Annotated in this window: 25 protein-coding genes; 16 read left to right on the top strand and 9 right to left on the bottom strand. The window is 73.4% G+C overall.

Annotated features, from left to right (window positions below; genetic code table 11):
- The first annotated feature begins 307 nt into the window (after positions 1-307).
- From IEZ05_RS25270 to IEZ05_RS25280, 3 genes are all read left to right on the top strand, one after another.
- On the top strand, positions 308-2749 hold the full coding sequence (locus tag IEZ05_RS25270) for a SpoIIE family protein phosphatase (protein ID WP_189232550.1): 2442 nt from the start codon (positions 308-310) through the stop codon (positions 2747-2749).
- Between the two features lie 119 nt (positions 2750-2868).
- A complete protein-coding gene (locus tag IEZ05_RS25275) occupies positions 2869-3288 on the top strand; it encodes a CBS domain-containing protein (RefSeq protein ID WP_189232551.1) in 420 nt (139 codons plus the stop codon).
- An 83-nt stretch (positions 3289-3371) separates the two neighbouring features.
- Entirely contained in the window at positions 3372-3551 is a 180-nt protein-coding gene (locus tag IEZ05_RS25280) for a hypothetical protein (RefSeq protein WP_189232552.1), read from the top strand.
- A gap of 71 nt (positions 3552-3622) precedes the next feature.
- Here IEZ05_RS25280 and IEZ05_RS25285 read toward each other — a convergent pair whose 3' ends face one another.
- Positions 3623-4207 (bottom strand): hydrolase, encoded by a 585-nt coding sequence (locus IEZ05_RS25285; RefSeq protein ID WP_189232553.1) that lies wholly within the window; start codon positions 4205-4207, stop codon positions 3623-3625.
- Between the two features lie 65 nt (positions 4208-4272).
- Positions 4273-4734: a MarR family winged helix-turn-helix transcriptional regulator gene (locus IEZ05_RS25290; protein WP_189232554.1), complete on the bottom strand. Its 462-nt coding sequence runs from the start codon at positions 4732-4734 to the stop codon at positions 4273-4275.
- A 93-nt stretch (positions 4735-4827) separates the two neighbouring features.
- On the opposite strand from IEZ05_RS25290, the gene IEZ05_RS25295 reads away from it, so the two are divergent.
- Positions 4828-5328 (top strand): metallophosphoesterase family protein, encoded by a 501-nt coding sequence (locus IEZ05_RS25295; RefSeq protein WP_189232555.1) that lies wholly within the window; start codon positions 4828-4830, stop codon positions 5326-5328.
- A gap of 245 nt (positions 5329-5573) precedes the next feature.
- Here the strand turns inward: IEZ05_RS25295 and IEZ05_RS25300 are convergent, their stop codons facing one another.
- Positions 5574-6833, bottom strand: coding sequence for a YncE family protein (locus IEZ05_RS25300; protein WP_189232556.1), 1260 nt, complete (start codon positions 6831-6833; stop codon positions 5574-5576).
- A 198-nt stretch (positions 6834-7031) separates the two neighbouring features.
- On the opposite strand from IEZ05_RS25300, the gene IEZ05_RS25305 reads away from it, so the two are divergent.
- Positions 7032-7700 (top strand): TetR/AcrR family transcriptional regulator, encoded by a 669-nt coding sequence (locus tag IEZ05_RS25305; protein WP_189232557.1) that lies wholly within the window; start codon positions 7032-7034, stop codon positions 7698-7700.
- A 36-nt stretch (positions 7701-7736) separates the two neighbouring features.
- Here the strand turns inward: IEZ05_RS25305 and IEZ05_RS25310 are convergent, their stop codons facing one another.
- On the bottom strand, positions 7737-8102 hold the full coding sequence (locus IEZ05_RS25310) for a nuclear transport factor 2 family protein (protein ID WP_189232558.1): 366 nt from the start codon (positions 8100-8102) through the stop codon (positions 7737-7739).
- A gap of 172 nt (positions 8103-8274) precedes the next feature.
- On the opposite strand from IEZ05_RS25310, the gene IEZ05_RS25315 reads away from it, so the two are divergent.
- The 6 genes from IEZ05_RS25315 (at position 8275) to IEZ05_RS25340 (ending at position 13303) form a co-directional block, all read left to right on the top strand.
- Positions 8275-8550 (top strand): hypothetical protein, encoded by a 276-nt coding sequence (locus tag IEZ05_RS25315; protein ID WP_189232559.1) that lies wholly within the window; start codon positions 8275-8277, stop codon positions 8548-8550.
- Positions 8551-8831: 281 nt separating this feature from the next.
- On the top strand, positions 8832-9920 hold the full coding sequence (locus IEZ05_RS25320) for an S-(hydroxymethyl)mycothiol dehydrogenase (protein ID WP_189232560.1): 1089 nt from the start codon (positions 8832-8834) through the stop codon (positions 9918-9920).
- Positions 9920-10549: an MBL fold metallo-hydrolase gene (locus tag IEZ05_RS25325; protein WP_189232561.1), complete on the top strand. Its 630-nt coding sequence runs from the start codon at positions 9920-9922 to the stop codon at positions 10547-10549. The genes IEZ05_RS25320 and IEZ05_RS25325 overlap by 1 nt, the downstream gene beginning before the upstream one ends.
- A gap of 146 nt (positions 10550-10695) precedes the next feature.
- Positions 10696-11610 carry an SDR family oxidoreductase gene (locus tag IEZ05_RS25330; protein WP_189232562.1) on the top strand — a complete coding sequence of 305 codons (915 nt, stop codon included), beginning with the start codon at positions 10696-10698 and terminating at the stop codon, positions 11608-11610.
- A 32-nt stretch (positions 11611-11642) separates the two neighbouring features.
- Positions 11643-12443, top strand: coding sequence for an SDR family NAD(P)-dependent oxidoreductase (locus IEZ05_RS25335; protein WP_189232563.1), 801 nt, complete (start codon positions 11643-11645; stop codon positions 12441-12443).
- Positions 12444-12607: 164 nt separating this feature from the next.
- Positions 12608-13303 (top strand): L,D-transpeptidase family protein, encoded by a 696-nt coding sequence (locus tag IEZ05_RS25340; protein WP_189232564.1) that lies wholly within the window; start codon positions 12608-12610, stop codon positions 13301-13303.
- Between the two features lie 31 nt (positions 13304-13334).
- On the opposite strand, the gene IEZ05_RS25345 is transcribed toward IEZ05_RS25340, so the two are convergent.
- Complete coding sequence (locus IEZ05_RS25345; protein WP_189232776.1) at positions 13335-14537, bottom strand: Gfo/Idh/MocA family protein; 1203 nt, start codon at positions 14535-14537, stop codon at positions 13335-13337.
- A 286-nt stretch (positions 14538-14823) separates the two neighbouring features.
- On the opposite strand from IEZ05_RS25345, the gene IEZ05_RS25350 reads away from it, so the two are divergent.
- Positions 14824-15009: a hypothetical protein gene (locus tag IEZ05_RS25350; RefSeq protein ID WP_189232565.1), complete on the top strand. Its 186-nt coding sequence runs from the start codon at positions 14824-14826 to the stop codon at positions 15007-15009.
- Between the two features lie 127 nt (positions 15010-15136).
- On the opposite strand, the gene IEZ05_RS25355 is transcribed toward IEZ05_RS25350, so the two are convergent.
- Both IEZ05_RS25355 and IEZ05_RS25360 read right to left on the bottom strand, forming a co-directional pair.
- Positions 15137-16498 (bottom strand): S1 family peptidase, encoded by a 1362-nt coding sequence (locus IEZ05_RS25355; RefSeq protein ID WP_189232566.1) that lies wholly within the window; start codon positions 16496-16498, stop codon positions 15137-15139.
- Between the two features lie 96 nt (positions 16499-16594).
- Positions 16595-17629 carry a hypothetical protein gene (locus IEZ05_RS25360; protein WP_189232567.1) on the bottom strand — a complete coding sequence of 345 codons (1035 nt, stop codon included), beginning with the start codon at positions 17627-17629 and terminating at the stop codon, positions 16595-16597.
- Positions 17630-17654: 25 nt separating this feature from the next.
- Here IEZ05_RS25360 and IEZ05_RS25365 point away from each other — a divergent pair, with 25 nt between their 5' ends.
- Both IEZ05_RS25365 and IEZ05_RS25370 read left to right on the top strand, forming a co-directional pair.
- On the top strand, positions 17655-18833 hold the full coding sequence (locus IEZ05_RS25365; RefSeq protein ID WP_189232568.1) for a MalY/PatB family protein: 1179 nt from the start codon (positions 17655-17657) through the stop codon (positions 18831-18833).
- A gap of 67 nt (positions 18834-18900) precedes the next feature.
- Complete coding sequence (locus IEZ05_RS25370; protein WP_189232569.1) at positions 18901-19287, top strand: PPOX class F420-dependent oxidoreductase; 387 nt, start codon at positions 18901-18903, stop codon at positions 19285-19287.
- Between the two features lie 9 nt (positions 19288-19296).
- On the opposite strand, the gene IEZ05_RS25375 is transcribed toward IEZ05_RS25370, so the two are convergent.
- Positions 19297-19710 carry a Zn-ribbon domain-containing OB-fold protein gene (locus IEZ05_RS25375; RefSeq protein ID WP_189232570.1) on the bottom strand — a complete coding sequence of 138 codons (414 nt, stop codon included), beginning with the start codon at positions 19708-19710 and terminating at the stop codon, positions 19297-19299.
- A 307-nt stretch (positions 19711-20017) separates the two neighbouring features.
- Here IEZ05_RS25375 and IEZ05_RS25380 point away from each other — a divergent pair, with 307 nt between their 5' ends.
- Together IEZ05_RS25380 and IEZ05_RS25385 are read left to right on the top strand one after the other, a co-directional pair.
- Entirely contained in the window at positions 20018-20854 is an 837-nt protein-coding gene (locus tag IEZ05_RS25380; RefSeq protein WP_189232571.1) for an ATP-grasp domain-containing protein, read from the top strand.
- Positions 20855-20893: 39 nt separating this feature from the next.
- Positions 20894-21382 carry a flavin reductase family protein gene (locus IEZ05_RS25385; protein ID WP_189232572.1) on the top strand — a complete coding sequence of 163 codons (489 nt, stop codon included), beginning with the start codon at positions 20894-20896 and terminating at the stop codon, positions 21380-21382.
- An 8-nt stretch (positions 21383-21390) separates the two neighbouring features.
- On the opposite strand, the gene IEZ05_RS25390 is transcribed toward IEZ05_RS25385, so the two are convergent.
- Positions 21391-23820, bottom strand: a complete 2430-nt coding sequence (locus IEZ05_RS25390; RefSeq protein ID WP_189232573.1) for a SpoIIE family protein phosphatase — start codon at positions 23818-23820, stop codon at positions 21391-21393.
- Between the last annotated feature and the right edge of the window lie 91 nt (positions 23821-23911).

The raw sequence follows: 23911 nt of genomic DNA on the forward strand, positions 1-23911 counted from the left end.
GACCCCACTCCCCGCCCGCTCCGCGCCGGCCCCCGGACCGGTCCGGCCCTCCGGCGGGAGGGCCGGACCACCGCAGGCCGGGGTCTCCGGCGCAGGACGCGCACCGTCTCCTCGACCGTGTGACTCGCCGAACGCGGCCCGCCGGCGGGCAGACGCGGGCCCGGCCGCGCCGCGGTGCGGCCGGGCCCGCGAACCCGGCCGACGCTCACCGGCGGGCACGGCACCCGTAGGAGCTCCCGTGCCCGGATCGCGGGTTCCCCCGCTCACAGGGGCTGCGCGGCCGTCCCATACGCGCTGTAATGGCGACGTGGTCAGTGAGGGCGCCGCGGAACGCGGGACGAGAACGCTGCGTGCCGAGGGCGCCCTGAAGGCGATCGCGGCCCTCCCGGACCGCCGCGAACGACTGCGCCGAGTCCTCGAACAGGCCCTCGTGTTCGGCGGGGCCGCCTTCGCCGCCGTGTACACGCCCGGCGAGGACCGCGAGCTGCTCTGCCTCGCCGAGTCGGTCGGCGTGCCGCGGACGCTGTACGGCGTGCGCGACAGCTATCCCGCGGCCGGCGGCTCCCCGGTCGCCGACGCCCATCGGGGCAGGGCACCGGTGTGGGTCGGCCCCGAGGAGTTCGCCGGGTCCGCCGAGTCGCGGCACGTACCCTCCAGCGGCTTCTCCCTCGCCGCCCTGCCCGTACCCGGTGACGGCGGCTGTCTCCTCGCCCTGACCGAATGCCCGGGAGGCTTCGGCCCCGAGGACCGGGTCTGTCTGGAGCTGGTCGCCGCGGCCGCCGTCGGCCCCGTCCCGCCCGCGGCCGCCGAGAGCCAGGAACTGCGGCCGGACGCGTTCTCCCTGGCCATGGACACCGGCCGGGTCGAGGTCGGCGACGACATCCTGCGGTTGTTCGCCCTCGCCCCGGACGACTTCGACGGCAAGGTCGAGACGCTGCTCGGCCTGACCGTGCCCGAGGACCTGCCCTCCCTGATGTCGGTGGTGGAGGCCGACCACATGTCCATCGGCGACCGGGAGCTGGAGTTCCGGGTGCTGCAGCCCACCGGCCCGCCGAAGTGGCTGCAACTGCGCGGGCGCCTGCTGCCGGGCGGCGACGGCCGGCCCGCCCGCCTCGTCGGCACCGTCGCCGACGCCTCCACCCTGCGCCCCGACGTGACCGACGTCGCCCGCGTCCAGCGCCTGGCCGCCGCGCTGGCCACGGCGGGCACCGTCCGGGACGTCAGCCAGGCCGTGGTCGCCGCCCTGCGCAGGCCGCTGCGCGCCGACCGGATCGCCCTGGCCGAGCTGGAGGGTGACCGGCTCGTCGTCACCGTCCTCGACCCGCCCGAACCGGAGTCGTGGCCGGAGCTGTGGCGGCTGGAGTGGCGCACCGAGTGGCCCGACGCACCCGTCCGTGCCATGCCCACCCTCGCTTCGGCGCTGCGCGAGGGCCGCGCCCAGATCTGGCCCGCCGGCACCGCGCTGGAACCCGCGCTCGCCGACGTCGGCCCCGGCGGCCTGGCCGTGCTGCCGCTGCCCGCCGCGGGCCGCACGGCCGGCGTCTGCCTGATCGGCTGGGACTCCCCGCACGACTTCGGCCCCGACGAGCGCGCCCTGCTCACCGCCTCCGCCGGCCTCGCCGGGCAGGCGCTGATGCGCGCCCACGCCTTCGACGCCGAGCACGAACTCGTCGGCATGCTCCAGCGCCAGCTGCTCCCGCGCCGCCTGCCGGAGCTGCCCGGCGCGGTCGCCGTCGCCCGCTACCTGCCCAGCACGGCCGGCCTGGAGCTCGGCGGCGACTGGTACGACGTGATCCCGCTGCCCGACCACCACGTCGCCCTCGTCATCGGCGACGTCCAGGGCCACAGCGCCGGCGCCGCCACCCTCATGGGCCAGATGCGCACCGCCCTGCGCGCCTACGCCGTCGAGGGCCACCCGCCGGACGTGGTCGTCTCCCGGGCCAACCGACTGCTGACCGACATGGGCACCGACCTCTTCGCCACCTGCGCCTACGTCGACCTCGACATGGAGGAGGGCTCCGCCTGGTGCGTCCGCGCGGGACACCTGCCGCCGGTGCTGCGCCACCCCGACGGCACCACGGAGATCGCGGAGGCGGAGGGCGGCCCGCCGCTCGGCGTGGTGACACAGGCCGACTTCCCGATGAGCCCGCTCCGGCTGCGGCCCGGCACCCTGATCGCCCTCACCACGGACGGGCTCGTGGAGTCCGCCGACGCCGACATCGACGAGGGCATGGACCGCTTCGCGCACGCGCTGTCCGTCTCCGACCCCGCCCACCTCGGTCTCGTCGCCGACGCCCTGCTCGGCAACGCCCGCCGCAGCGACGACGTCGCCCTGTTGCTGGTGCGCTACGACGGGATGGAGACGCGTCCGCTGCGCGAGACCTGGACGGTGTGGCGGCTGCCCGAGGCCGTCCGGCACGCCCGCCGCTTCACCAACCGCACCCTGCGCTCCTGGGGCGTGCCGGCGGCCGACATCGACGCCGTACTCCTGGTCGTCTCCGAGTTGGTCACCAACGCCCTGGTGCACACCGACGGCAAGGTCCGGCTCGACATCACCCTGGTCGGCTCCCGGTTGCGCGTCGCGGTCGCGGACGCGTCGCCGCGCACGCCCGTCAAGCCGACCAGTATCGGCTGGGAGGCCACGGGCGGGCGCGGCATCCTGCTGGTCGAGGCGGTGTCGGCGACGTGGGGGACGCTGCCGGTCAGCGGCGGCAAGCAGGTGTGGAGCGAGATCGCGCTGGGCCGGTGAGGCCGCCGGGCCCGTCCGCGGGGCGCCGCCCCGCGCCCGGCCGGAACCTCACGGATCGCCGCCTGCCCGCCGGGTACCCGGCACGCGAAGCACACAGCGATCCCACGAGGGGGTACGTCATGACCCAGTACGTCCGCGACATCATGACCGCCGACCCGGTGACCGTCGAGCCGCAGACCTCGGTCACCGCGGTGGCCCGCATCATGCGCGACCAGGACCTCGGAGCCGTCCTGGTGACGGACGGCGACCGGCTGCGCGGACTGGTCACCGACCGCGACCTGGTGATCCGCTCCGTCGCGGAGGGCGGCGACCCGGAGGAGACCACCGTGGCCGGCGCGTGCAGCGACGACCTGGTGACCGTCCGCCCCGACGACGAACTCGACCGTGCGATCCGGCTGATGCGCGAACACGCCGTACGCCGTGTCCCGGTCGTCGACGAAGGACATCCCGTGGGCATCGTCGCCCTGGGCGACCTGGCCATGGAGCGTGACCCGGGCTCGGCGCTGGGTGACATCAGCGTGGCCCGGCCCAACCCGTGAGAACGGGCGCGCCCGTTTCACCGGCGTGCGCCCGGGGACCCGGTCGGGCAACGGCACCGGACACAGAAGGAAGATGATGCCTCGTGATCGCGGACACCAGCGAGAAACCCGTAGTCCGCCGCCTGGAGACGGGCTGGTCCCAAGCCCGCCGCCTGCGCAGCAAGGGCGCCATGCGCACCTGGGTACCGGCCGTCGAGGACGGTCACCTCCCGCGCGCGTCGCAGGCGGGCCAGGAATCGAACATCGTCCGGGGCGAGGACTGACCGCACCCCGGGACCGAGATCGTCGAGCGCCGGCCACCGTGCCGGCGCGGCCCGTGTCCGGGCCCGGGGGGTCAGCAGTGGGTCTTGGCGAGCAGGTCCAGGATCTCGGCCGTGGTCCCGGTCTCGCCCAGCCGCGGGAAGATCCGCTCGACACTGTTCCGGTGCGCGTCGGCGTCCATGTCGCTCATGGCGTCGGTGGCGAGCGTGACGTGGTAGCCGTGCTCGTGCGCGGCCCGGGCGGTGGATTCGACGCCGATGCTGGTGGCGATGCCGGTCAGCACGATCTGGGTGACGCCCCGGCGGCGCAGCTGAACGTCGAGTCCGGTGCCGTGGAAGGCACCCCAGTTGCGCTTGGTGACGGTGATGTCGCCGGCATGACCGGCCAGTTCGTCGACCACGACGTCCCAGCCCTCCGGCCGGGTCCCACCGGCGCCGCCGGCATCGGTCCGGCCGGGCACGGCGTCTGCGCCGTCGGCGGCGAAGGAGACCCGGACCAGCACCACGGGCAGGTCCCGCGCGCGGAAGGCGTCCGCCAGCTCGGCGCTGCGGGCGACGACGTCGGCGGAGGTGTGGGGCCGGGTCGGCGCGGCGACGATGCCGGCCTGGAGGTCGATCACGACGAGGGCCGTGCGGGGGTCGAGGGCGGTGACTGCCATGGGGGGCGCCTTTCGGGTGGTTCGGGTGGCTGACGGTGCGCCGGTCCGCCCGTCGAGCCTCGGTGTCACGGCCGGGTCAGCCGTTCCAGCAGGGCGAGTGCCTCGAGGACCGTGTCCCGTTCCTCGGCGGTGCACCGGTCCTGGAAGGCGCGGGCCAGCCACTCCTCGCGGACCTGCCGGTTGTCCTCGATGCGGGCGCGGCCGGCCTCGGTGAGGGTGACGAGCTGCCGGCGGCCGTCCTCAGGGTCGGGGCTGCGGCGGATCAGTCCGTGCTGGTCGAGGGCGACCAGCGTGGCCGCCATCGACTGCGGCCGGACGCCCTCGGCGGACGCCAGTGCGCTGGCCGTCGCCGCACCGTGCTTGCCGACCAGCGTGAGTGCCGACACCTGCGAGGGCGTGAGGTCCTCGTCCCGGGCGACCTCCCGGATCCGCCGCCGCAGCCGGCTGAAGACCACGTGCAGCTCGCGCGCGGCACGGGCGGCGGAGTCGGAGACGCCCTCGGCGGGCTCCGCGGCGTCGGCTTCCATACCGCCACCGTAATTTCGACAGGGCAGACTGTCCAGTTACGGCTGAACAGTTTTACCTGCTCATTGAGGAGGCCCTGCCGCTAGGCTGGGTCCGTGCGCCTCCTGCTCATGTCCGACACGCACCTGCCGAAGCGGGCCAGGGAACTGCCCGCGCCCTTGCTGGCGGAGATTCCGCGCGCCGACGTCGTGGTGCACGCGGGGGACTGGGTCGACACGGACACGCTCGACCTGCTGGAGGAGCACAGTCGGCGGCTCGTCGCGGTGTACGGCAACAACGACGGGCCCGGCCTGCGCGCACGGCTGCCGGAGGTGGCGTACGCCGACCTCGGCGGTCTGCGCTTCGGCGTCGTCCACGAGACGGGTGCCGCCAAGGGCCGGGAGGCACGCTGTGCCGCCCGCTTCCCCGACCTCGACGTGCTGGTCTTCGGACACAGCCACATCCCGTGGGACACCACGGCCGACACCGGCCTGCGGCTGCTCAATCCCGGGTCGCCGACCGACCGGCGCCGCCAGCCGTACTGCACGTACATGACCGCCACGGTCGCCGACGGCCGTCTTGGGGACGTCGAGCTGCACCGCCTGCCGCGGCGCTAGCCGGCGTCGCGGGGCACACGAACAGGGACGGGCAGCGCCGCGAGGGCGCTGCCCGCTACGTGCCGGGTCGCTCCGTGTCGGAGGAAGCGGCCCGGGCGCTACGAGTGTGCGCTGTCACGGACCTCCTTCCGTCAGGAGTACTGCGAGGACATGCATGCCTCATCCGATGCGGGGCGACTACCCTTCTCCGCACGGCCCACACACAAAAGGGGAGCTGACATTTCCGGTCGCCGGCCGCGCGCGGGTCAGCCGCCCGACGGCCCGGTCCAGCCGGCGGTCACATGGCCCAGCCGGACGCGCTGCGGATGGTCGCCGACCGGGACGGAGACCGTCTTCTCGCCGGTCGCGAAGTCGATCGCGGTGACCTGGTCGGCGCCGCTCTCGGAGATCACGCAGTGGGTGCCGTCGCCGCTGACCGTGGCCCAGTACGGCTTGGCGGCGGGGACCAGCGGGCCCTCCTTCAGCGTCGTACGGTCGACGACCGTCGCGTAGTCGTCCATCGTGCCCGCGACGCAGATCTTGGCGCCGTCCGGACTCATGGACAGGCCGTGGTGCCGCGAGTCGTTGACCCAGGTGGTGCGGTCCTCGCTGGTGGCGGGGTTCTTCGGCAGGGTCTTGGTCCGGGTGATCCGGTCGGTGGCCAGGTCGTACTCGAAGAAGCCGTTGAAGAAGGAGACCTGGAAGTACAGCTTGGACTCGTCGGGCGAGAACACGGCGGGCCGCACGGCGTCGGAGTAGTCGCCGAGACCGATCGCGTCGAGACGCTCGCGCATGTCGATCACCCTGACCTGCCGGAACGTCGCCGCGTCCACGACGGTGATGCGCCGGTTGCCCTTCGTCCAGTCCAGCCAGGGGGCGTCGAGCGCCGTGTTGACCTCGCCGATGGACATGTTCCAGATGTACTTGCCGTCCTTGGTGAAGATGTTCTCGTGCGGCTTGTCCCCGGTGCCGAAGGACCCGAGCTGCCGGCCCGTGCCGATGTCCAGCACGTGCACGGTGTTGGACGTGGAGGCGGACACCGCGACGCGGGTGCCGTCCGGCGAGACCGCCATGTGGTCGGCGCGGTAACCCGACACGGGGAAGCGCCAGTTGAGGCGCCCGGTGGCGAGGTCGATGGACACGACGTCCGCGAAGCTCGGCCGGGAGACGACGATCGACCTCCCGTCCGGCGTCGAGTACATGTCGTCGACGAACTGGTCGTGCCCCTCGCCGACGCTGCCCCGGATGGCCTGGAAGTAGATCCAGCGGATCGGATCGGCGTTGATCTCGGCCATCCGCTGCTCCTTGTCCGGGACGACGCCGATCCGGCCGATCCTCGCGAAGTCGCCGGTGGACCTGATGACGTCGGCGGTGCCGTCCCAGTTGTTGCCGACGAACATCACCTCGCGCAGCGCGGCGGGGGCGTCGGGGGACGTGGTGGCGGCGGTCGCCGTCGCGGGAGCGGCGACGGTGAGTGCGAGGGCGGCGGCCACGGAGCAAAGGTGCCTGGATCTGGAGACAGGCATGCTGCTCTCTCCTCTGAAGGTGGGGGGACATGCGGGTGATGGGGGCGCGAGGGCGCGGAGAATCTGAACAGAGCCGCTTTCAGAGTGAACTTACTGAAAAGTAAGGAGAGAGTGGCCTTCTCCACAAGACCGCGTACACGACAAAATCGACCCCGGCGCGAGGAGTCGGCGCCGGGACCGGCACGAAGGGGGACGCGGGTGGCGGGCAGGCTCAGGGCGCCCACGGGCCGCTACGGCGGCAAGTCCGCCGCACAGCGGCAGGCCGAACGGCGCAGCCGCTTCCTGGACGCCGCGCTCCGGCTGTTCGGCGACACCCCCGGCTACCGCGCCACCACCGTCGCCGCCCTCAGCGAGGCCGCCGGCCTCTCCACCCGCCAGTTCTACGAGGAGTTCCGCAGCCTGGAGGACGTCCTCGCCGCGCTCCACCTCCAGGTCAACGCCTGGGCCGAGGAAGCCGTCCGCGCCGCGGCGGCGCAGGCGCGCGATCTGCCGCTCGCCGCACGTGCCGCCGCCCTCTTCCGTGCCTACGCCGCGAACGTCACCGCCGACCCGCGCCGCATCCGCATCACCTTCGTCGAGATCATCGGCGTCAGCCCGCGCCTCGAGGAACAGCGGCTCTCCCGCCGCGCCCGCTGGATCGACCTCATCTGCGCCGAGGCCGCAGCGGCCGCCGCACGCGGCGAGGCGGCGAGGCGCGACTACCGGATCGCCGCCACGGCGTTCATCGGCAGCGTCAACGGCCTGCTCCACGACTTCAGTGCCGGCCGGGTGGACGCGACGCTGGACGAGGTCGTCGACGAACTGGTCCGCCAGTTGCTGTCCATCCTCCGGCCACCGGACTGGCACCCCGGTGGCCGCGGGACGTGAGCGCGCCCCGGCAGCGGGTCGGCCCCGCCGCTCCGGCTACTCGTCCCAGGCCTGGATCATGGTCTGGCGGACGATCTTCCCGTCCCGCAGCGACATCATCGACTCCGCCAGCACGCGGGCGCCGTCAGGATAGGCGCAGGACTCCGTGAAGGCGGCCTGGTCGCCCTGGACGACGCAGTTCTCGAGCCGGTGCGTCATGTCGCGGCTGTACACGTCGTCGAGCATCTCGGCGATCTCGTCGCGGCCGTGCAGGACCTTCGGGCTGCTGGGCTGTGCGTAGCGGTCCACGATGCGGATCTCCGCGTCGTCCGCGTAGAGCGACAGCAGGGTCGCCGCCGTCTCATCCTCGATGCCCCGGCGCAGTACTTCGCTGTCGAAGCCGGGTCCTGTGCTGGTGCCCATGACGACCTCCTTCGAAGGTCGCGGCCCGACCGGGAACGGGCCGCGGAGGGCCTCTCCTTCGAGCGTCCTCCGCCCGGGCGGCTCCGGCAAGCCCTGCCGCACCGCTGCTCCCGACGGGTGAGGACGGCCGCCCGCCCGTGTCCGCCCCCGTCCCGTCCGCGTTGCCGAAGACATGATCACTACACGACGTATCGCCACCGCCATCGGTCTCGCCGCGGCTGTCACCGGTCTCGTCGTGCCGACGGCACACGCCGCCGGCACGGACTCGCCGGACACCGGCGGACGCGGTTCGGTGCTCGAGTCCCTCACCACGAAGGGCCGGACCGTCGAGCACAACGAGGTCCGGAGCACGAACACCGCCCCGGAGCAGGGGCCCGACGGCGGCGGCCGGCTGAAGCCGGTCACCGGTCTGCTGTCCCCGCTGCTCGGCGGCCCCGCCCCGAGCTGACACCCGAGCCGCACCCCTTCCGGAGGGCCGCCCGGGTCCGGGCGGCCCTCGCGTGTGCGCGGGCTCGGCCGCCGGTGGCCAGGAACGGCGTCGCCGCCCAGCTCCGCGTACGGCGGATCCGCGGTCACCGGCTCCCGGTGCGGACACCCCGGGCTACGACGGCACCGTGCGGCACGGCCCGCCGTTTCGCTGCCCGGTATGCCCCGTCACCGGCCCCTTGCCGATCAGTTGCGCGTAGGGTCGGGGAAGAACCACGAATGGCCGAAGAAGGAGTCAGGACCATGGCGCAGGAAGTACGCGGCGTGATCGCACCGGGCAAGGACGAGCCGGTGCGGATCGAGACGATCGTCGTGCCCGATCCGGGACCGGGCGAGGCCGTGGTCAAGATCCAGGCCTGCGGCGTGTGCCACACCGACCTGCACTACAAGCAGGGCGGCATCAGCGACGACTTCCCCTTCCTGCTCGGCCACGAGGCCGCGGGCGTCGTGGAGTCGGTCGGCGCCGGAGTCACCGACGTGGCCCCCGGCGACTTCGTGATCCTCAACTGGCGTGCGGTGTGCGGCAAGTGCCGGGCCTGTCTGCGCGGGCGCCCCTGGTACTGCTTCGACACCCACAACGCCGAGCAGAAGATGACCCTCGCCTCCACCGGCCAGGAACTCTCCCCGGCCCTCGGCATCGGCGCCTTCGCCGAGAAGACCCTGGTCGCCGCCGGGCAGTGCACCAAGGTCGACCCGGCCGTCTCCGCCGAGGTGGCCGGACTGCTGGGCTGCGGCGTGATGGCCGGCATCGGCGCCGCCATCAACACCGGCAACGTCGGCCGCGGCGACACCGTCGCCGTCATCGGCTGCGGCGGCGTCGGTGACGCGGCGATCGCCGGCTCCCACCTCGCCGGGGCGGCGAAGATCATCGCCGTCGACATCGACGACCGCAAGCTGGAGACCGCCCGCTCCATGGGCGCCACCCACACCGTCAACTCCCGCGCGAGCGACCCCGTCGAGGCGATCCGCGAACTGACCGGCGGCTTCGGCGCCGACGTGGTCATCGAGGCGGTCGGCCGCCCGGAGACGTACCGGCAGGCCTTCTACGCCCGCGACCTCGCCGGCACGGTCGTCCTCGTCGGCGTACCGACGCCCGAGATGAAGCTCGAACTGCCGCTCCTCGACGTCTTCGGGCGCGGCGGGTCGCTGAAGTCGTCCTGGTACGGCGACTGCCTGCCCTCGCGCGACTTCCCGATGCTCATCGACCTCCACCTCCAGGGCCGCCTGGACCTCGGCAAGTTCGTCACCGAGACCATCCGGCTCGACGAGGTCGAGAAGGCCTTCGAGCGGATGCACGCCGGTGACGTGCTGCGTTCGGTGGTGGTGCTGTGATGACCGCCCGCATCGAACGCCTCGTCACCTCCGGCACGTTCAGCCTCGACGGCGGCACCTGGGACGTCGACAACAACGTCTGGCTCGTCGGCGACGACCACGAGGTCGTCGTCATCGACGCCGCCCACGACGCCGACGCCATCGCCGAGGCCGTCGGGGACCGGCGGCTGACCGCCATCGTGTGCACCCACGCCCACAACGACCACGTGAACGCCGCCCCCGCGCTGGCCGAGCGCACCGGCGCCACCATCTGGCTGCACCGCGACGACATGCCGCTGTGGCAGCAGACCCACCCCGACCGGGACCCGGACGCCTGGCTGACCGACGGCCAGGTCATCGAGGCCGCCGGCGCCGACCTGACGGTCCTGCACACCCCGGGCCACGCCCCCGGCGCCGTCTGCCTGTACGACCCGGGCCTCGGCACCGTCTTCACCGGCGACACGCTCTTCCAGGGCGGCCCCGGCGCCACCGGCCGCTCCTACTCCCACTTCCCGACGATCATCGACTCGATCCGCGACCGCCTCCTCGTGCTGCCGCCCGAGACGGAGGTCCGCACCGGCCACGGCGACCCGACCACGATCGGCGCCGAGGCCCCGCACCTGAAGGAGTGGATCGCACGCGGCCACTGACACCGGACCGCGCGGCACTCGGCGCCAAGCTGAGAGACACGCGGAAAAGGTGACAGAAGATGTCCGGCTTCCCGGGCAGTCTCGATCACGACATCGCCCATCCGCAGCCGGGATGGGTTCGTGGCGAGAGGGAACGGGAGCCGGACATGGCAAAGTCACTCGAGGGCAGGGTCGCACTGGTCGCCGGAGCGACCCGCGGCGCCGGACGCGGCATCGCCGTCGAACTGGGCGCGGCCGGCGCCACCGTCTACGTCACCGGCCGCAGCACCCGCGCCCGGCGCTCGGAGTACGACCGTCCCGAGACCATCGAGGACACCGCCGACCTGGTCACCGAGGCCGGCGGCCGTGGCATCGCCGTTCCCACCGACCACCTCGAACCGGCCGAGGTCGCCGCGCTGGTCGACCGCATCGCCCGCGAACAGGCCCGCCTCGACGTCCTGGTCAACGACATCTGGGGCGGCGAGAGCCTCTTCGAGTGGGACAGCCCCGTCTGGGAGCACGACCTCGACAAGGGGCTGAGGCTCCTGCGTCTCGCCGTGGAGACCCACGCTATCACCAGCCACCACGCCCTGCCCCTGCTGCTGCGCGGCCCCGGCGGGCTCGTCGTCGAGGTCACCGACGGCACCGCCGACTACAACCGCGACCACTACCGGGTCTCCTTCTTCTACGACCTCGCCAAGTCCTCGGTGCTGCGGATGGCCTTCGCCCTCGGCCACGAACTCGGACCGCGCGGCGCGACCGCCGTCGCGCTGACGCCGGGCTGGCTGCGCTCGGAGATCATGCTCGACCACTTCGGCGTGCAGGAGGAGAACTGGCGCGACGCCCTCGACCGCGTCCCCCACTTCGCCATCTCCGAGACGCCCCGCTACGTCGGCCGCGCCGTGGCCGCACTGGCCGCCGACCCGGGCGTGGCACGCTTCAACGGCCGCTCCCTCTCCAGCGGCGGGCTCGCGCGGGAGTACGGCTTCACCGACCTCGACGGCAGCCGCCCCGACGCCTGGCGCTACCTCGTCGAGGTCCAGGACGCGGACAAACCGGCGGACGTGACCGGTTACCGCTGACGGGCGGGCGCCCACGCACTACCGTCGGCGCCATGACCGACACCGAGCGCTTCGAGGGACACGGCATTCTCGTCACCGGCGCCGCGCGCGGCATCGGCGCCGCCACCGCCGCACGGCTCGCCGAGGAGGGCGCCGGGGTGCTGGTGACCGACGTGGACCGGCCCGCGGCGGAGAAGACCGCGGCGGCGCTGCGTGAGCGGGGGCTCACCGCCGAGGCGTTCACCTGCGACGTCGCCGACCGGGCGTCCGTCGAGGCGGCCGTCGCCCGTGTCGTCGACGCCTTCGGCTCCCTCGACGTGCTGGTCAACAACGCCTACGCGTGCACCCCCGACGCCCCGCTCTTCGAGGACGAACCGGACGAGGCGTGGGCCCGCGACCTGGACATCACCCTCACCGGCGCCTACCGCTGCTGCCGCGCCGCGCTGCCCCACCTGGCGGCCTCCGGGCGCGGCGCGATCGTGAGCATCGGCTCGGTCAACGGCCTCCAGGACTTCGGCAACCACGCCTACAGCGCCGCCAAGGCGGGACTGGCCTCCCTGACCCGCACCCTCGCCGGACACGCCGCCGCGCGAGGTGTCCGCGTCAACCTGGTGGCGCCGGGCACCGTGCGCACCACGGCCTGGCAGGGCCGGGACGACGAGCTGGCGGCGGTCCGGGGGCTGTATCCGCTGGGGCGGGTCGGGGAGCCCGGGGACGTCGCGGCGGCCGTCGCCTTCCTCGCCTCGCGCGACGCGTCCTGGATCACCGGGACCACCCTGGCCGTCGACGGCGGTCTGACCGCGGGGAACACCGGTTTCCGGCAGGCCCTGAAGGAGTGGGGCGACACGGACTGACCAGAACCGCCGGGACGGGCCGCCCGGTGTCGTTTGTCACTGTTTCGTCGCGACGCGGCGCGACGGGCAACCAAGGCCGCCGGTCGGCTGTCTAGCAGTCGGGGATCGCACCACGGGCGACCTTCCGCCCACTCCACCGCTTCGACGCGAAAGGCTGACCGGCCATGGGGGACATACGCAGACGGGGTGCCGTCGCACTCGGGCTCACCGCACTGGTGGCACCGCTCACACTCGCGCTCGGTGCCGCACCGGCGCAGGCCGCGAGCTGCACCACGCAGACGGGCCCGTACCAGAAGAAGGTCGAGAAGTTCCTCGGCCGCCCGGTCGACGGCAAGCAGTCCGCCGCCGACTGCAAGGCGACCCGGGCCTTCCAGACCAAGCACGGCATCACACCGAACATCGGTTACGCGGGCCCCGTCACCTGGGGCGTGATGGATCTGATGCAGAAGCAGAAGGCCGTCGGCAAGAACCCGAACAAGTCGGGCAAATGCCCGGTCAACAAGGGGCGCATCGCCTGCGTGGACCTGACCCTCCAGCTGAGCTGGATCCAGGACGGCAAGAAGCTCGTCTACGGCCCGGTGCCGGTCCGTACGGGCCGCAACGGCTACGAGACCCGCACCGGCCTGAAGAAGATCTACTGGCGGAACATCGACCACGTCTCCACGATCTACGACGTGCCGATGCCCTACAGCCAGTTCTTCGACGGCGGCCAGGCCTTCCACTCGGTCGGCGTCAGCATGTGGAACCCGCCGGGGTCCCACGGCTGCGTCAACATGACGAAGACCGACGCCAAGAAGTACTGGTCGCTGCTGAAGAACGGCGACGACGTCTACGTGTACGGCCGCAAGCCGGGCACCTGACGGACCCGGGTACCCGGCGAGCACGGCCCCGTCACCCCCGTGGCGCGTCCCCGAAGTCCGGGATCTCCAGCCTGACCCCGCCCTGCCGCGCGGACTCGTGCGCGACGATGCCCGGCAGGGTGTAGCGGGCCGCGACCCACGCGTTGACGGGCGGCAGGGTGCGGGTGCCGACCGCGGTCACGAAGTCGTCCGCCAGGAAGTGGTGGCTGCCCTCGTGCCCGTTGTGCAGACGGTCGAAGGACCGAGGCAGCCGCGTCCGGTCGTGCACCGGTGCCGAACCCGAGGTGAAGGCGGCCCGCAGCTCCGGCGCGACATGCCGGAGGGACGGATCGTCGGGGTCCGTGGTGGGCTTGGGCTCGAGCAGCTCGCTGATGTCCTCCACCCCGTTCTTGTCCTGCCACAGCGCCACCGTGGCGAGCTGCTCCATGCTCGCCTCGGTGCCGAAGAAGCGGAAACGGGACTCCCGGATGAACGACGGGTAGCCGACCCGTCGGAACTCGTTCGTACGGAACGACCCGCCGCCGGCCACCTCGAACAGCGCGGTCGCGTTGGAGACGTCGTTGTCGAACCGGCTGACCGACCGGTCGAAGACACCGTCCCCGCGCTCGTCCACCACGCCGATCGCCGAGACGCTCACCGCGTGCGTCCGCCAGGCGCCCAGCACCCCGCCCACCGAGTGCGTCGGGTAGAGCAGCGGCGGATAGCTGGCGGTGGCCTTCCACTCCTCGCCCCCGCTGTACCGGTAGGCGTCGTAGAAGCCCAGATCCATGTCGTGGACGTAGTCGCCCTCGGCGTAGAAGAGCCGCCCGAAGGCGCCTTCGGCGATCCGGTCGCGGGCGTGCACGGTGGCCGGGTGGTAGTGGCTGGTCTCACCCATCATGTAGGTGAGACCGGTCACCTCGACCGCCTCGATGATCTCCGCGATCTCCTCTGCGCTGATCGCCATCGGGACCGTCGAGTACACATGCTTGCCCGCGCGCAGGCCCTGGAGCACCAGCGGGCCGTGGGTCCAGCGCTGCGTGAAGATCGCGACGGCGTCGACCGCCCTCGACTCCAGCATCGCCTCGTAGGTGGGGAACGTACCGGTGAGCCCTTCGGTGGCGGCGAGCCGCTCGGCCCGCTCCGGGAGCAGGTCGGTGACGTACACGTCGCTCACACCGGGATGGGCCAGGAACAGCCTGGCGAACTGGCCGGAGAACTGACCGGCACCGACGATGCCGAGGGAGAACGTCATGGAGGGCGTGCCCTTCGCTGGTGGCGGGTGGGGGCCGGCCGCCCGGGTGACGGCCGTCACGTCGATGCCGTACCCATCCCCGGTGCACCGGCACCCCTCGCCGACCCTTCACCGCCGTGATGCGCACGACATCGGTGAAGACGGGTCATGTGCGCCAGGACACAGCCACGGTGAACGAACTCGCCGGTGGGTCTTGACAGATGGGAAGATCGACGTGATCAGCAACACGGTCCGGTATGTCCGTTTGACTCGCGATTACTCACATCGTCTTCACGCCCGGCGCCGTATGCTTCACAGCATGTCCACCACTGTTGAACCCTCCTCCGAGCGATCGGCTGCCGAGGTCAACGAGGAGATCCGGGCCTTGTGGCTCCGGTCGGGCGGGACACTCAGCGTCGAACAGCGCGAGGAGTACCAGCGGCTCGTCCTGGAGTGGGCCTCCGCGGCCCCCGAGCCCGCGAAAGCCGCCTGACCGCCCGGGCTCCTCGGCGCATCGCAGCCCCGGCCCCCGGCACCCCCATGCAGGGGTGCTCTTCTCGTACCGGCCCCGGCCGTCCGCCACGGCGCCGCCGGCTTCGTCCGTCGGCGCCCACCACGGCTCAGCCCCACGTCGCCGAGTAGTACCGCCGGTACGCCTTGCGGTCCTGCTCCGCGCGCAGCCACCGGGTCGCCGCCAGAGCGATCAGGCTGCCCGCGATCACCAGCAGCCCTGGGCCGACATTGCGGCGGTCGGTGAGCCGGGACAGCAGCGTGGAGCCGTCGACACCCGTCACCGGCGCCGGCGCTCCCGGCGACGCCGCACCCGGAGCGGCGCCACCGGAGGCCGACGGCGGCGGCGCGGTCCGCTGCCCGGACCCGTCCGGCGACGAGACGATCATCCGCATGCCGAGCGACGTCAGCGCCTCCGTCACCGGCTGGAAGAACGTCGTACCGCCCTTGGCGCAGTCGCCGCTGCCCCCCGAGGTCACACCGAGCGCGATCCCCTCGGAGAACATCGGGCCCCCGCTGTCCCCGGGCTCGGCGCACACATTCGTCTGGATGAGACCGGTGACCGTGCCCTCCGGGTAGTTCACCGTCGCGTCGAGCGCGGTGACCTGACCGTCGCGCAGGCCGCTCGTACTGCCGCTGCGGAACACCCGCTGCCCGACGGCCGCTTCACCCGTGCCCGTGATCCGCACCCCCTTGCCGTCGCCGACCGCCACCACGTCGGCGCCGTCGCCCGCCCTGCCGTTCGCGTACTCCACCAGGGAGAAGTCGTCCCCGGGGAAGCTCCCGGCGACTGTCCTCCCGAGCTGGCGGTCGCCCCCGCCGTCCCCGAACCAGACCGACCCCGTCGGCCCGCAGTGTCCGGCGGTGAGGATGTAGTCGCTCCGGCCGTCGGTCACGTTGAAGCCCGCCGAGCAGCGGCCGGCCGTCGACAGGATCGGCCGCGCTCCGTTCAGCCGCGTCGTGAACGCGCCCTCGGTGCGTTCCATGCGGACGAAGCCCCCGATGTCCTTCGCGACCCGGGTCAGCCGTGACCAGTCGGGCCCGGAGACCGTGCTGTCACCCCGTACGACCACCTCGTTCGACCGGTAGTCCAGGGCCCACGCCGTCCCCGCCACCCGGGGCGCCGAACGCAGCGCGGACGCCGCCGACTTCAGCTCCGCCATGCTGTGCGGGACGACCTTCGCCCCGGCGCCCGCACGCCGCACCTCGTCGGCCGCCTCGTCGTCGGTGACCGCGACGACGGGCCGCCCGTCGGAGCCGACCCAGTGGCCCGCCGTACGGGAGGTGCCGAGGCGTGCCACGAGAGCCCTGCCGGTGTCGGACGCCGGCAGGGCCAGCGTGTGCGGGGCGGCCGGGGCGCCGGGAGGCTCGCTCGCCACGGCCCGGGTGACCATCGTGCCGCCCAGGAGGAGTCCGCCGACGGCGGCCAGCCGTGCCACTCGCCGGACGATGCGTCGTCGTGCGTGCCTCATGCGTGCGCTCCCGAACCCGGATACGCGGCGTCACCACCGCGGGGGCCTGCGGACGTCGAGCGCCCTCCCTCCATACGGGCCCGGGGACGGTCGCGTTCACCACTCGGGTGATCCCGCCCCGCCCCCGGCGAGCCGCCGCCAACTGCCCTCGTCGCCCCACACGGAGGCGGCGTCGAGATAGGGGCGCAACAGCCCGGCGAGCACGGCGTCACCCCGTCCGCCCAGCGCGTCGGAGGCGATCGTGCGGGCGATCCCGGCCAGGAAGTCGGCGAGTTGGACCCGCGCGTCGAGGCGGGCGTGGACCAGCCGCAGCCCGTCGAGGCGGACGCCGCCGAGCCGGGCCCGCTCCTCGATCCAGGCGATGCGCTCGGGCGTCAGGGTGTTCTGCCGGTCGTGCACCAGGCGGACCGGCCGTCCGGCCGCGCTCCAGTGCGCGGCGGTGGCGACGACGGCCGGCAGCAGCGGCTCGAGGACCGGGATCGGCGCGGGTCCGGCCGTGAGGTGGGCCCGGTGGGCGTCCGCGCGGGACCGGGCCGCCGCGAGCCGCTCCAGGGTCGCGGCCGGACCGGACGGCGGCCGCGCCCCGCGCAGCACGCCGACCGCCCGGAAGAAGGCGTCGACGGGCGCCGCCCGGTCCTCGGCGTCTGTGCCGTCGCCGTCGCCGTTGCCGCGCACCCACAGGAGCCGGTTCGCCGACGTCAGGAACTCCCGCCAGCTCTCGTCCCCGAAGACCCGCCGCCCCGCCCGGAACAGGGGGAGCGCCCCGGCCGGATCGCCGAGCAGCAGGGCGACGGTCCGGTCCACCACGAAGTACGCCTTCTCGGTGAGGTGGACGTGCGCGTGTCCGTGGATCGGTCCCGACGGGCCGAGCAGCCACTCCAGCACGGGCCGGTGCTTCTCCCGCAGCAGATGGTTCGCCTTGTACTCCTCCGCGGGCGACCGGATCCGGTCGCGTACCGCCGACACGGCCTCGGCGGCCGAGGCCGCGGGCAGGCACACACTGGCGTGCGCGAACACGTCGGTGTTCCCGCCGGTGAGGTTCTCCCCGTCCGACCCCGACTCGTCGCACGCGACCTCCAGGAACGCCCCGGCCGGCGCCCCCGGCACCCCGTCGTCCCGTTTCCCGGTCACACCACGGCCACCTATCTTGAGCCCCATGACCAGGATCCCGCAGGACCCGCCCGGTGAACCCGACCCCCTGCGCGCCCTCACCCTCGACCGGCTGCGCCGCCGTACGAGCATGAAGTGGCGCACCCACCCCTCGGACGTGCTGCCGCTGTGGGTGGCCGAGATGGACGTGCCGCTCGCCCGGCCCGTCGTGCGCGCCGTCACCGAAGCCATGGAACTCGGCGACACCGGCTACCCCGCCGGAACCGCCTACGCGGAGGCGCTGGCCGCCTTCGCGGGCAAACGCTGGGGCTGGGACGGCCTCGCCGTGGAACGCACCGCGATCGTGCCCGACGTGATGCTGGGCGTCGTCGAGATGCTCAAGCTGGTCACCGGTCCCGGCGACCCGGTGATCGTCAACCCGCCGGTGTACCCGCCGTTCTACCAGTTCGTGACGCACCTGGACCGGCGCGTCGTCGAGGCGCCGCTCGGTGCGGACCTGCGGATCGATCCGCAGGTGCTGGAGGACGCCTTCCGGCGGGCGGTCGCCGGCGGCGGGCGGGCCGCCTACCTGCTGTGCAGCCCGCACAACCCGACCGGCACCGTGCACACCGACGGGGAACTGGCCGCCGTCGCCGCGCTCGCCGAGCGGTACGGCGTCCGGGTCGTGGCCGACGAGATCCACGCGCCCGTCGTCGCCGAAGGCGTGCGGTTCGTGCCGTACCTGAGCGTCCCCGGCGCCGAACGCGGCCTGTCGCTGATGTCGGCGTCCAAGGGGTGGAACCTGCCCGGGCTCAAGGCGGCGCTCGCCCTCGCCGGGCCCGGCGCCGCCGACGACCTGGCCCGGATGCCCGAGGAGGTCGGACACGGTCCGAGCCATGTCGGCGTCATCGCCCACACCGCCGCCCTGCGCGACGGCACCGCCTGGCTGGACGCCGTGCTCGCGGGGCTCGACGAGAACCGGCGGCTGCTCACCGACCTGCTGGCCGCGCACCTGCCCGGCGTCGTCCACCATCCGGGGGAGGCCACCTACCTGGCCTGGCTCGACTGCCGCGCGCTCGGCCTCGGCGACGACCCGGCCCAGGCCTTCCTCCACCGCGGCCGGGTGGCGCTCAGCCCGGGCCCGGACTTCGGCACCGGCGGGGCGGGACACGTCCGGCTCAACCTCGCCACCTCTCCGGAGGTGATCACCGAGGCGGTGCGGAGGATGGCGTCGGCCCTGACCTGAGCCCCGGCGCGCGCACTTGTCGCGTACAGGTAACGCGCCGGTACGAGCGGGCCTAGACTTCCGGACCATGGACGAGGCGTCACTGGCCCGGCTCGGTGCCGGCAAGTACCTGTTGGTCACCAGCTACCGCAAGAACGGCACCCCGGTCGCCACCCCGGTGTGGGTGGTGCGGGACGGGGACGTGCTCGGCGTGTGGACGGCCGCCGACTCGTGGAAGGTCAAGCGCATCCGCAGGCGTGCCGACGTCCTGGTCGGCCCCTGCGACGTGCGGGGCAATCCGACCGGCGACCAGATCCCCGCGACCGCCGAGATCGGTGACGCGGCCACGGCCGGCCGCTACCGCGGGCTCATCGCCCGCAAGTACGGCATCGTCGGGCGGCTCACCCTGTTCGGGAGCCGGCTGCGCCGGGGGCTGGACGGCACCGTGGGGATCACGATCACGCTCACGCCGTGACGGCCCGGGTCAGGTCCAGGCGCGGTACGGCTCGTCGACCAACTGGAAGACCGGCTCGCCCCGTACCGGGTCCTTGGCCGTGGACAGCCGCACCCGGTCCCCGCTGTGGATGCCGATGAGCGGGCCGGTGACCCGGCCCCGCAGGACGAATCCCTCGGCCATCTCGATCAGGGACACATTGCGCGCGGCGGGGGTGTTGCGGTGCACCACCGTGGCGTGGCGCACCGTCCCGGTGCCCTCGCTGCGCTCCGTGCGCAGGTCGCTGCCGCGGCAGACCGGACACAGCAGCCGGTGGTACATCGAGGTGCCGCACCAGGTGCAGCGCTGGAACCAGATGGCGTCGGTATCCGGGGCCTTGGGGTCGAGTACGGCCGTCGCGGGGCCGGCTGCCTGCTGAGCGACGCTTCCTGAGGGGTGGTACACGCTGTCAACTCCCTGCACTCGGGCCGGAATCCGGCGTGCGCCGGTTGCCCGGGCACGCGTGTGCTCGGCAGACCGTGCCACCGTGCACGACGACAGAGTATGGCACTGAGTGCCACTCGTAAAGACACTGCATGCCGCAGAATTCCCGCCCCGAGTGGGGGAGGTGTGGTGGTCGACGAGGGAAACGTGGCACTGAGTGCAGGGTGCAGAGGTGCAGGGGTGCAGAGGTACCGAGGAGCCCGCCATTCCCTCCCGAGTGATCGCATACGATCACATGCGGTCATCCCGAGGAGTTCCGGAGTTCCGTATGCCGTCCGCCCGCCCCCGCGTCCTCTACGTCACCGACCTCGCCTATCAGGCCCAGGGACGGCGCTACTGCGACGAGGACATCTTCCTCACCTCCCGGCTGCGCGAGGACTTCGACCTGGCCCTGTGCGACCCGCGCGACGCCGCCGCGCTGCTGGACGGTTTCGACGCCGTCGTCGTCCGCAACAGCGGTCCGGTGCTGGGCCACCGGGCCGCGTACGACGCCTTCCGCGAGCGCGCGGCCGAGTGCGGTGCCCGCGTCTACAACCAGCTCACCGGCCGGGCGGACATGGCAGGCAAGCAGTATCTGCTCGACCTGACGGCCGCCGGCTACCCCGTCATCCCCACCGCCGACCGGCCGGAGCACCTGGACCGGCTGCCCGCGGCGGAGGAGTACGTCGTGAAGCCGAAGCTGGGTGCCGACTCGCTCGGGCTGCGGTTCGTGCCGGCGGACCGGGTCCGGGAGGCGGTGCGCGCAGAAGCCGGTGACGTCCTCGTCCAGCCGCGCGTCCACTTCGCCTACGAGGTCTCCTTCTACTTCGTCGACCACGACTTCCAGTACGCCCTGTACGCGCCGCACCCCGACCGGCGCTGGCAGCTGGAACCCTACGAAGCCACCCCCGACGACCTCGCGTTCGCACGGCGGTTCATCGAGTGGAACGGCATCGAGCACGGCATCCAGCGCGTCGACGCCTGCCGCGCTCCCGGCGGCGCGCTGCTGCTGGTCGAACTGGAGGACCTCAACCCGTACCTGTCGCTGGACGCCCTCGACGAGCCGCGCCGAAACGCTTTCGTCGACGCGGCCAAGGCGGCCCTGCACCGGCTTCTCGAGAGCTGACGGACCCGATCCGCCCCCGTCCGCTGCGGCCCGCCTAGCATGGCGGGCATGGACGTGTTTCTCGACAGGCTCGACCCGGACATGTGCGTGGTGACGGCGGCCGCGGGCGGGGAGGAGGCGGGCTGCCTGGTCGGCTTCGCCTCCCAGTGCTCCATGAACCCCGTGCGGTTCGTCGTATGGCTGTCCGAGGTCAACCGGACCTTCCGGGTGGCCCGCTCCGCCGAGTACCTGGCCGTCCACCTGCTCGCCCGGGAACAGCACGGAATGGCCGAGGTGTTCGGCGGGCAGACCGGCGACGACGTGGACAAGTTCCAGCAGGTCCGCCGACGCCACGAGTACGGCGGGGCGGTCGTGCTGGAGGACGTCGAAGCCTGGTTCGTCGGCCGGGTCGTGGAGCGGGTCACCGGAGGCGACCACGTCGGTTTCGTCCTCGACCCCGTCGAGTGGGGCGGGCGCGAGACGTCCGGCCGGCCGCTGCTCCGGCTCGGCGACGCCCTCACCATCGAGGCGGGCCACCCGGTGGACTGACGTACCGGCTACGCCCGTCGCGCCGGACCGTCCGGCACCTGTATGTCGAGGACGCAGACGTCGTCCCGCAGTTCGTCCCCGGGCAGCAGCGCGGCCAGCAGAGGCTCCAGCGTGCCCGCCCCGTCGGCCTCGTGGGCCGCGGCGGCCCCGGCGAGCCGCTCCAGGCCCCGGTCGATGCCGTCGGGAGGCCGCTCCACCAGGCCGTCCGTGTACAGGAGGAGACGGTCGCCCGGTTCCAAGAGGCACTCCGCCTCCGCGAAGACCGGGGTGGTGCTCGCCCCCAGCAGGATGCCCCGCGGCCGCTCGAGGTAGCTGGCCTTCCCGGCGCGCAGCAGCAGCGGCGGCAGATGACCGGCCTGCGCCCACACGAGCCGTCGCCGCCCGGGAGAGTAGCGGGCCAGGACCATGCTGGCGGTGCCGTGGGCGCCCCGGGAGTGCAGCAGCAGCGCGTTGAGGCGGGCCAGCGCGCCGGTCAGCGAGGAACCCGTGACGACCATGCCCTTGGCGGTGAAGCGCAGCTGGGCCATCGTGGCGACGGCGTCCACACCGTGACCGGCGACGTCTCCGACCACGAACAGGGCGTCGCCGTCCGGGAGTTCTATGGCGCTGAACCAGTCGCCGCCGACCTGCACACCTGCCTGCGCGGGCAGATAGGCGACCTCGACGCGCAGCCCGGCCGGCCGCACGGGCCCCCGGGGCAGGGGCAGCAACGCGTCCTGCAACCGGGCGGCCAGCGTCCGTTCGGCCAGCAGCACGTCGTGCTGGGTCAGCATCGCCCGCTCGCTCTCGACCAGCGCCAGCTCCGCCCGGCGCCGCGCGGTCAGGTCCTGGACGAAGCCGTGCACCTCGACGGGCGTGCCCTCGCCGTCCGTCACCGCCTCCGCCACGATCCGCAGGTGCCGGACACCGGCCGGCGTCCTGGTCCGGAACGGGACGTCGCACGGCCGTCCCTCGCGCGTCAGCGCCACCACGGCCCGGGTCAGCGCGGGCACGTCGTCCGCCAGCGCGAGGCCCGGCAGGCCGGAGAGGCCGACCGGGCCGCGTGCGGGATCGCGGCCGAAGATGGCGAAGACCTGGTCGGACCAGGCGGCCTCGTGGGTGACCAGGTCCCAGTTCGCCCAGCCGAGGTTGCCCAGCCGTTGCAGATCGGCCAGCCGCTGCTCCTGCCGGTCGGAGGCGTCGAACCGGACCCAGGACAGCACGAGCCCGTCGCCCAGTGGCGCCACCCGCACCGAGTACGTGGCCGGCTCCGCGGCACCGTCCGCCACGTCCCGGTGGGCGAACGGCTCGCTCTCGTACGGCTCCCCGGTGGCCAGCGTGCGCAGGCAGGCCTGCCGCAGCGGCTCGGCCACCGCGTCCGGCAGCCACTGGGGGAGCCGCCGGCCGACCGGGTCCGTGCCGTCGCCGCCGGCGAACCGCGCGGCGTGCGGGGTCGCGGCGTCGATCCGGAAGTCCTGGACCCGCCCCGAGGGTGCGCGCACCGGAGCGAGCAGCACCGCCGCGACCGGCAGGGCGTCGAACACCCGCCGCACGGCGTCGGCGGCGCCGGTCCCGGCGGACTCCGTCCGGCCGCCGAACGTGCGCAGCCACCCGGCACACAGGCGGGCGACGGCCCGCAGGTGGTCCCGGTCGCCGGGCGCGAACGGGCCGTCGTCGTGGCGCAGGACCCCGAGACACACGTCGCCCGGCGGTACCGGCAGCCAGGCCTGCGACCGCCCCTGACCGGACGGATCACCGGCCGGCGGCCACCCCTCGCCGGTCCGCCCCGTGTCGTCCAGCCAACGCGGCTCACCGGCGCGCAGGGCCTCCAGCGGGGGGATCCCGCTCCACGGCGACACCTGCTGCCACCGGGCGGCCAGGGCGTCGTCGATCCCGGCGTGGCCGACCAGTTCGAGGCCGCCCGAGGGCAGCCGGGCGTAGAGCACCACCGCGTCCGCGCCGGCTCCGGGCGCCAGCCGCTCCCTGAGGCACCGGGCGAGTTCTCGTGGGGAGCCGACGCGCACCAAGGCCTCGGCGAGGCCGGCCAGTGCGGCCGAGGCGTCCTGCGAGAGACCGCCGTCCGAGACGTCGTCGTCGGAGAGGCGCGGGGTGGGGGGTGAGACCGTGACGCCGGAGCCGGCGGGCCCGGGCGCAGGGTGCGCGCCGGGCGGCGGGGGCAGGGTGCCGAGCGTGATCCAGCACTCCTCCAGCAGCGTGCGCCGCTCGGCCTTCGCGCGCTGGTTCAGCGTCTCGCGCGCCGCCTCGGCGGAGACGCCGGTGAGCGCCATGACGGCGCCCTCGGCCCGTGCCACGACGGCCGCCGTCGTGGCACGATCGCGCAGCCGGTCGATCTCGGCATGCTGTCCGGCGACGACCCGGGCCAGTGTGGCCAGGTCGGGCGCGGCGCCGGAATCCGTCGGCGTGGCGTGCTCGCTCGTCACGCGACGAGCATGGCACATGGACCGGGCTTCGATGACCGCTCGTCGGAAGGTGATTCCGCCGCCGGCTCCGAGGCGAGGGGTGGACGTCTGCCGGCCGCCCCGGGGCATG

Source organism: Streptomyces flaveolus (genome assembly GCF_014648815.1).
In the GTDB taxonomy this organism is placed as follows: Bacteria; Actinomycetota; Actinomycetes; order Streptomycetales; family Streptomycetaceae; genus Streptomyces; species Streptomyces flaveolus.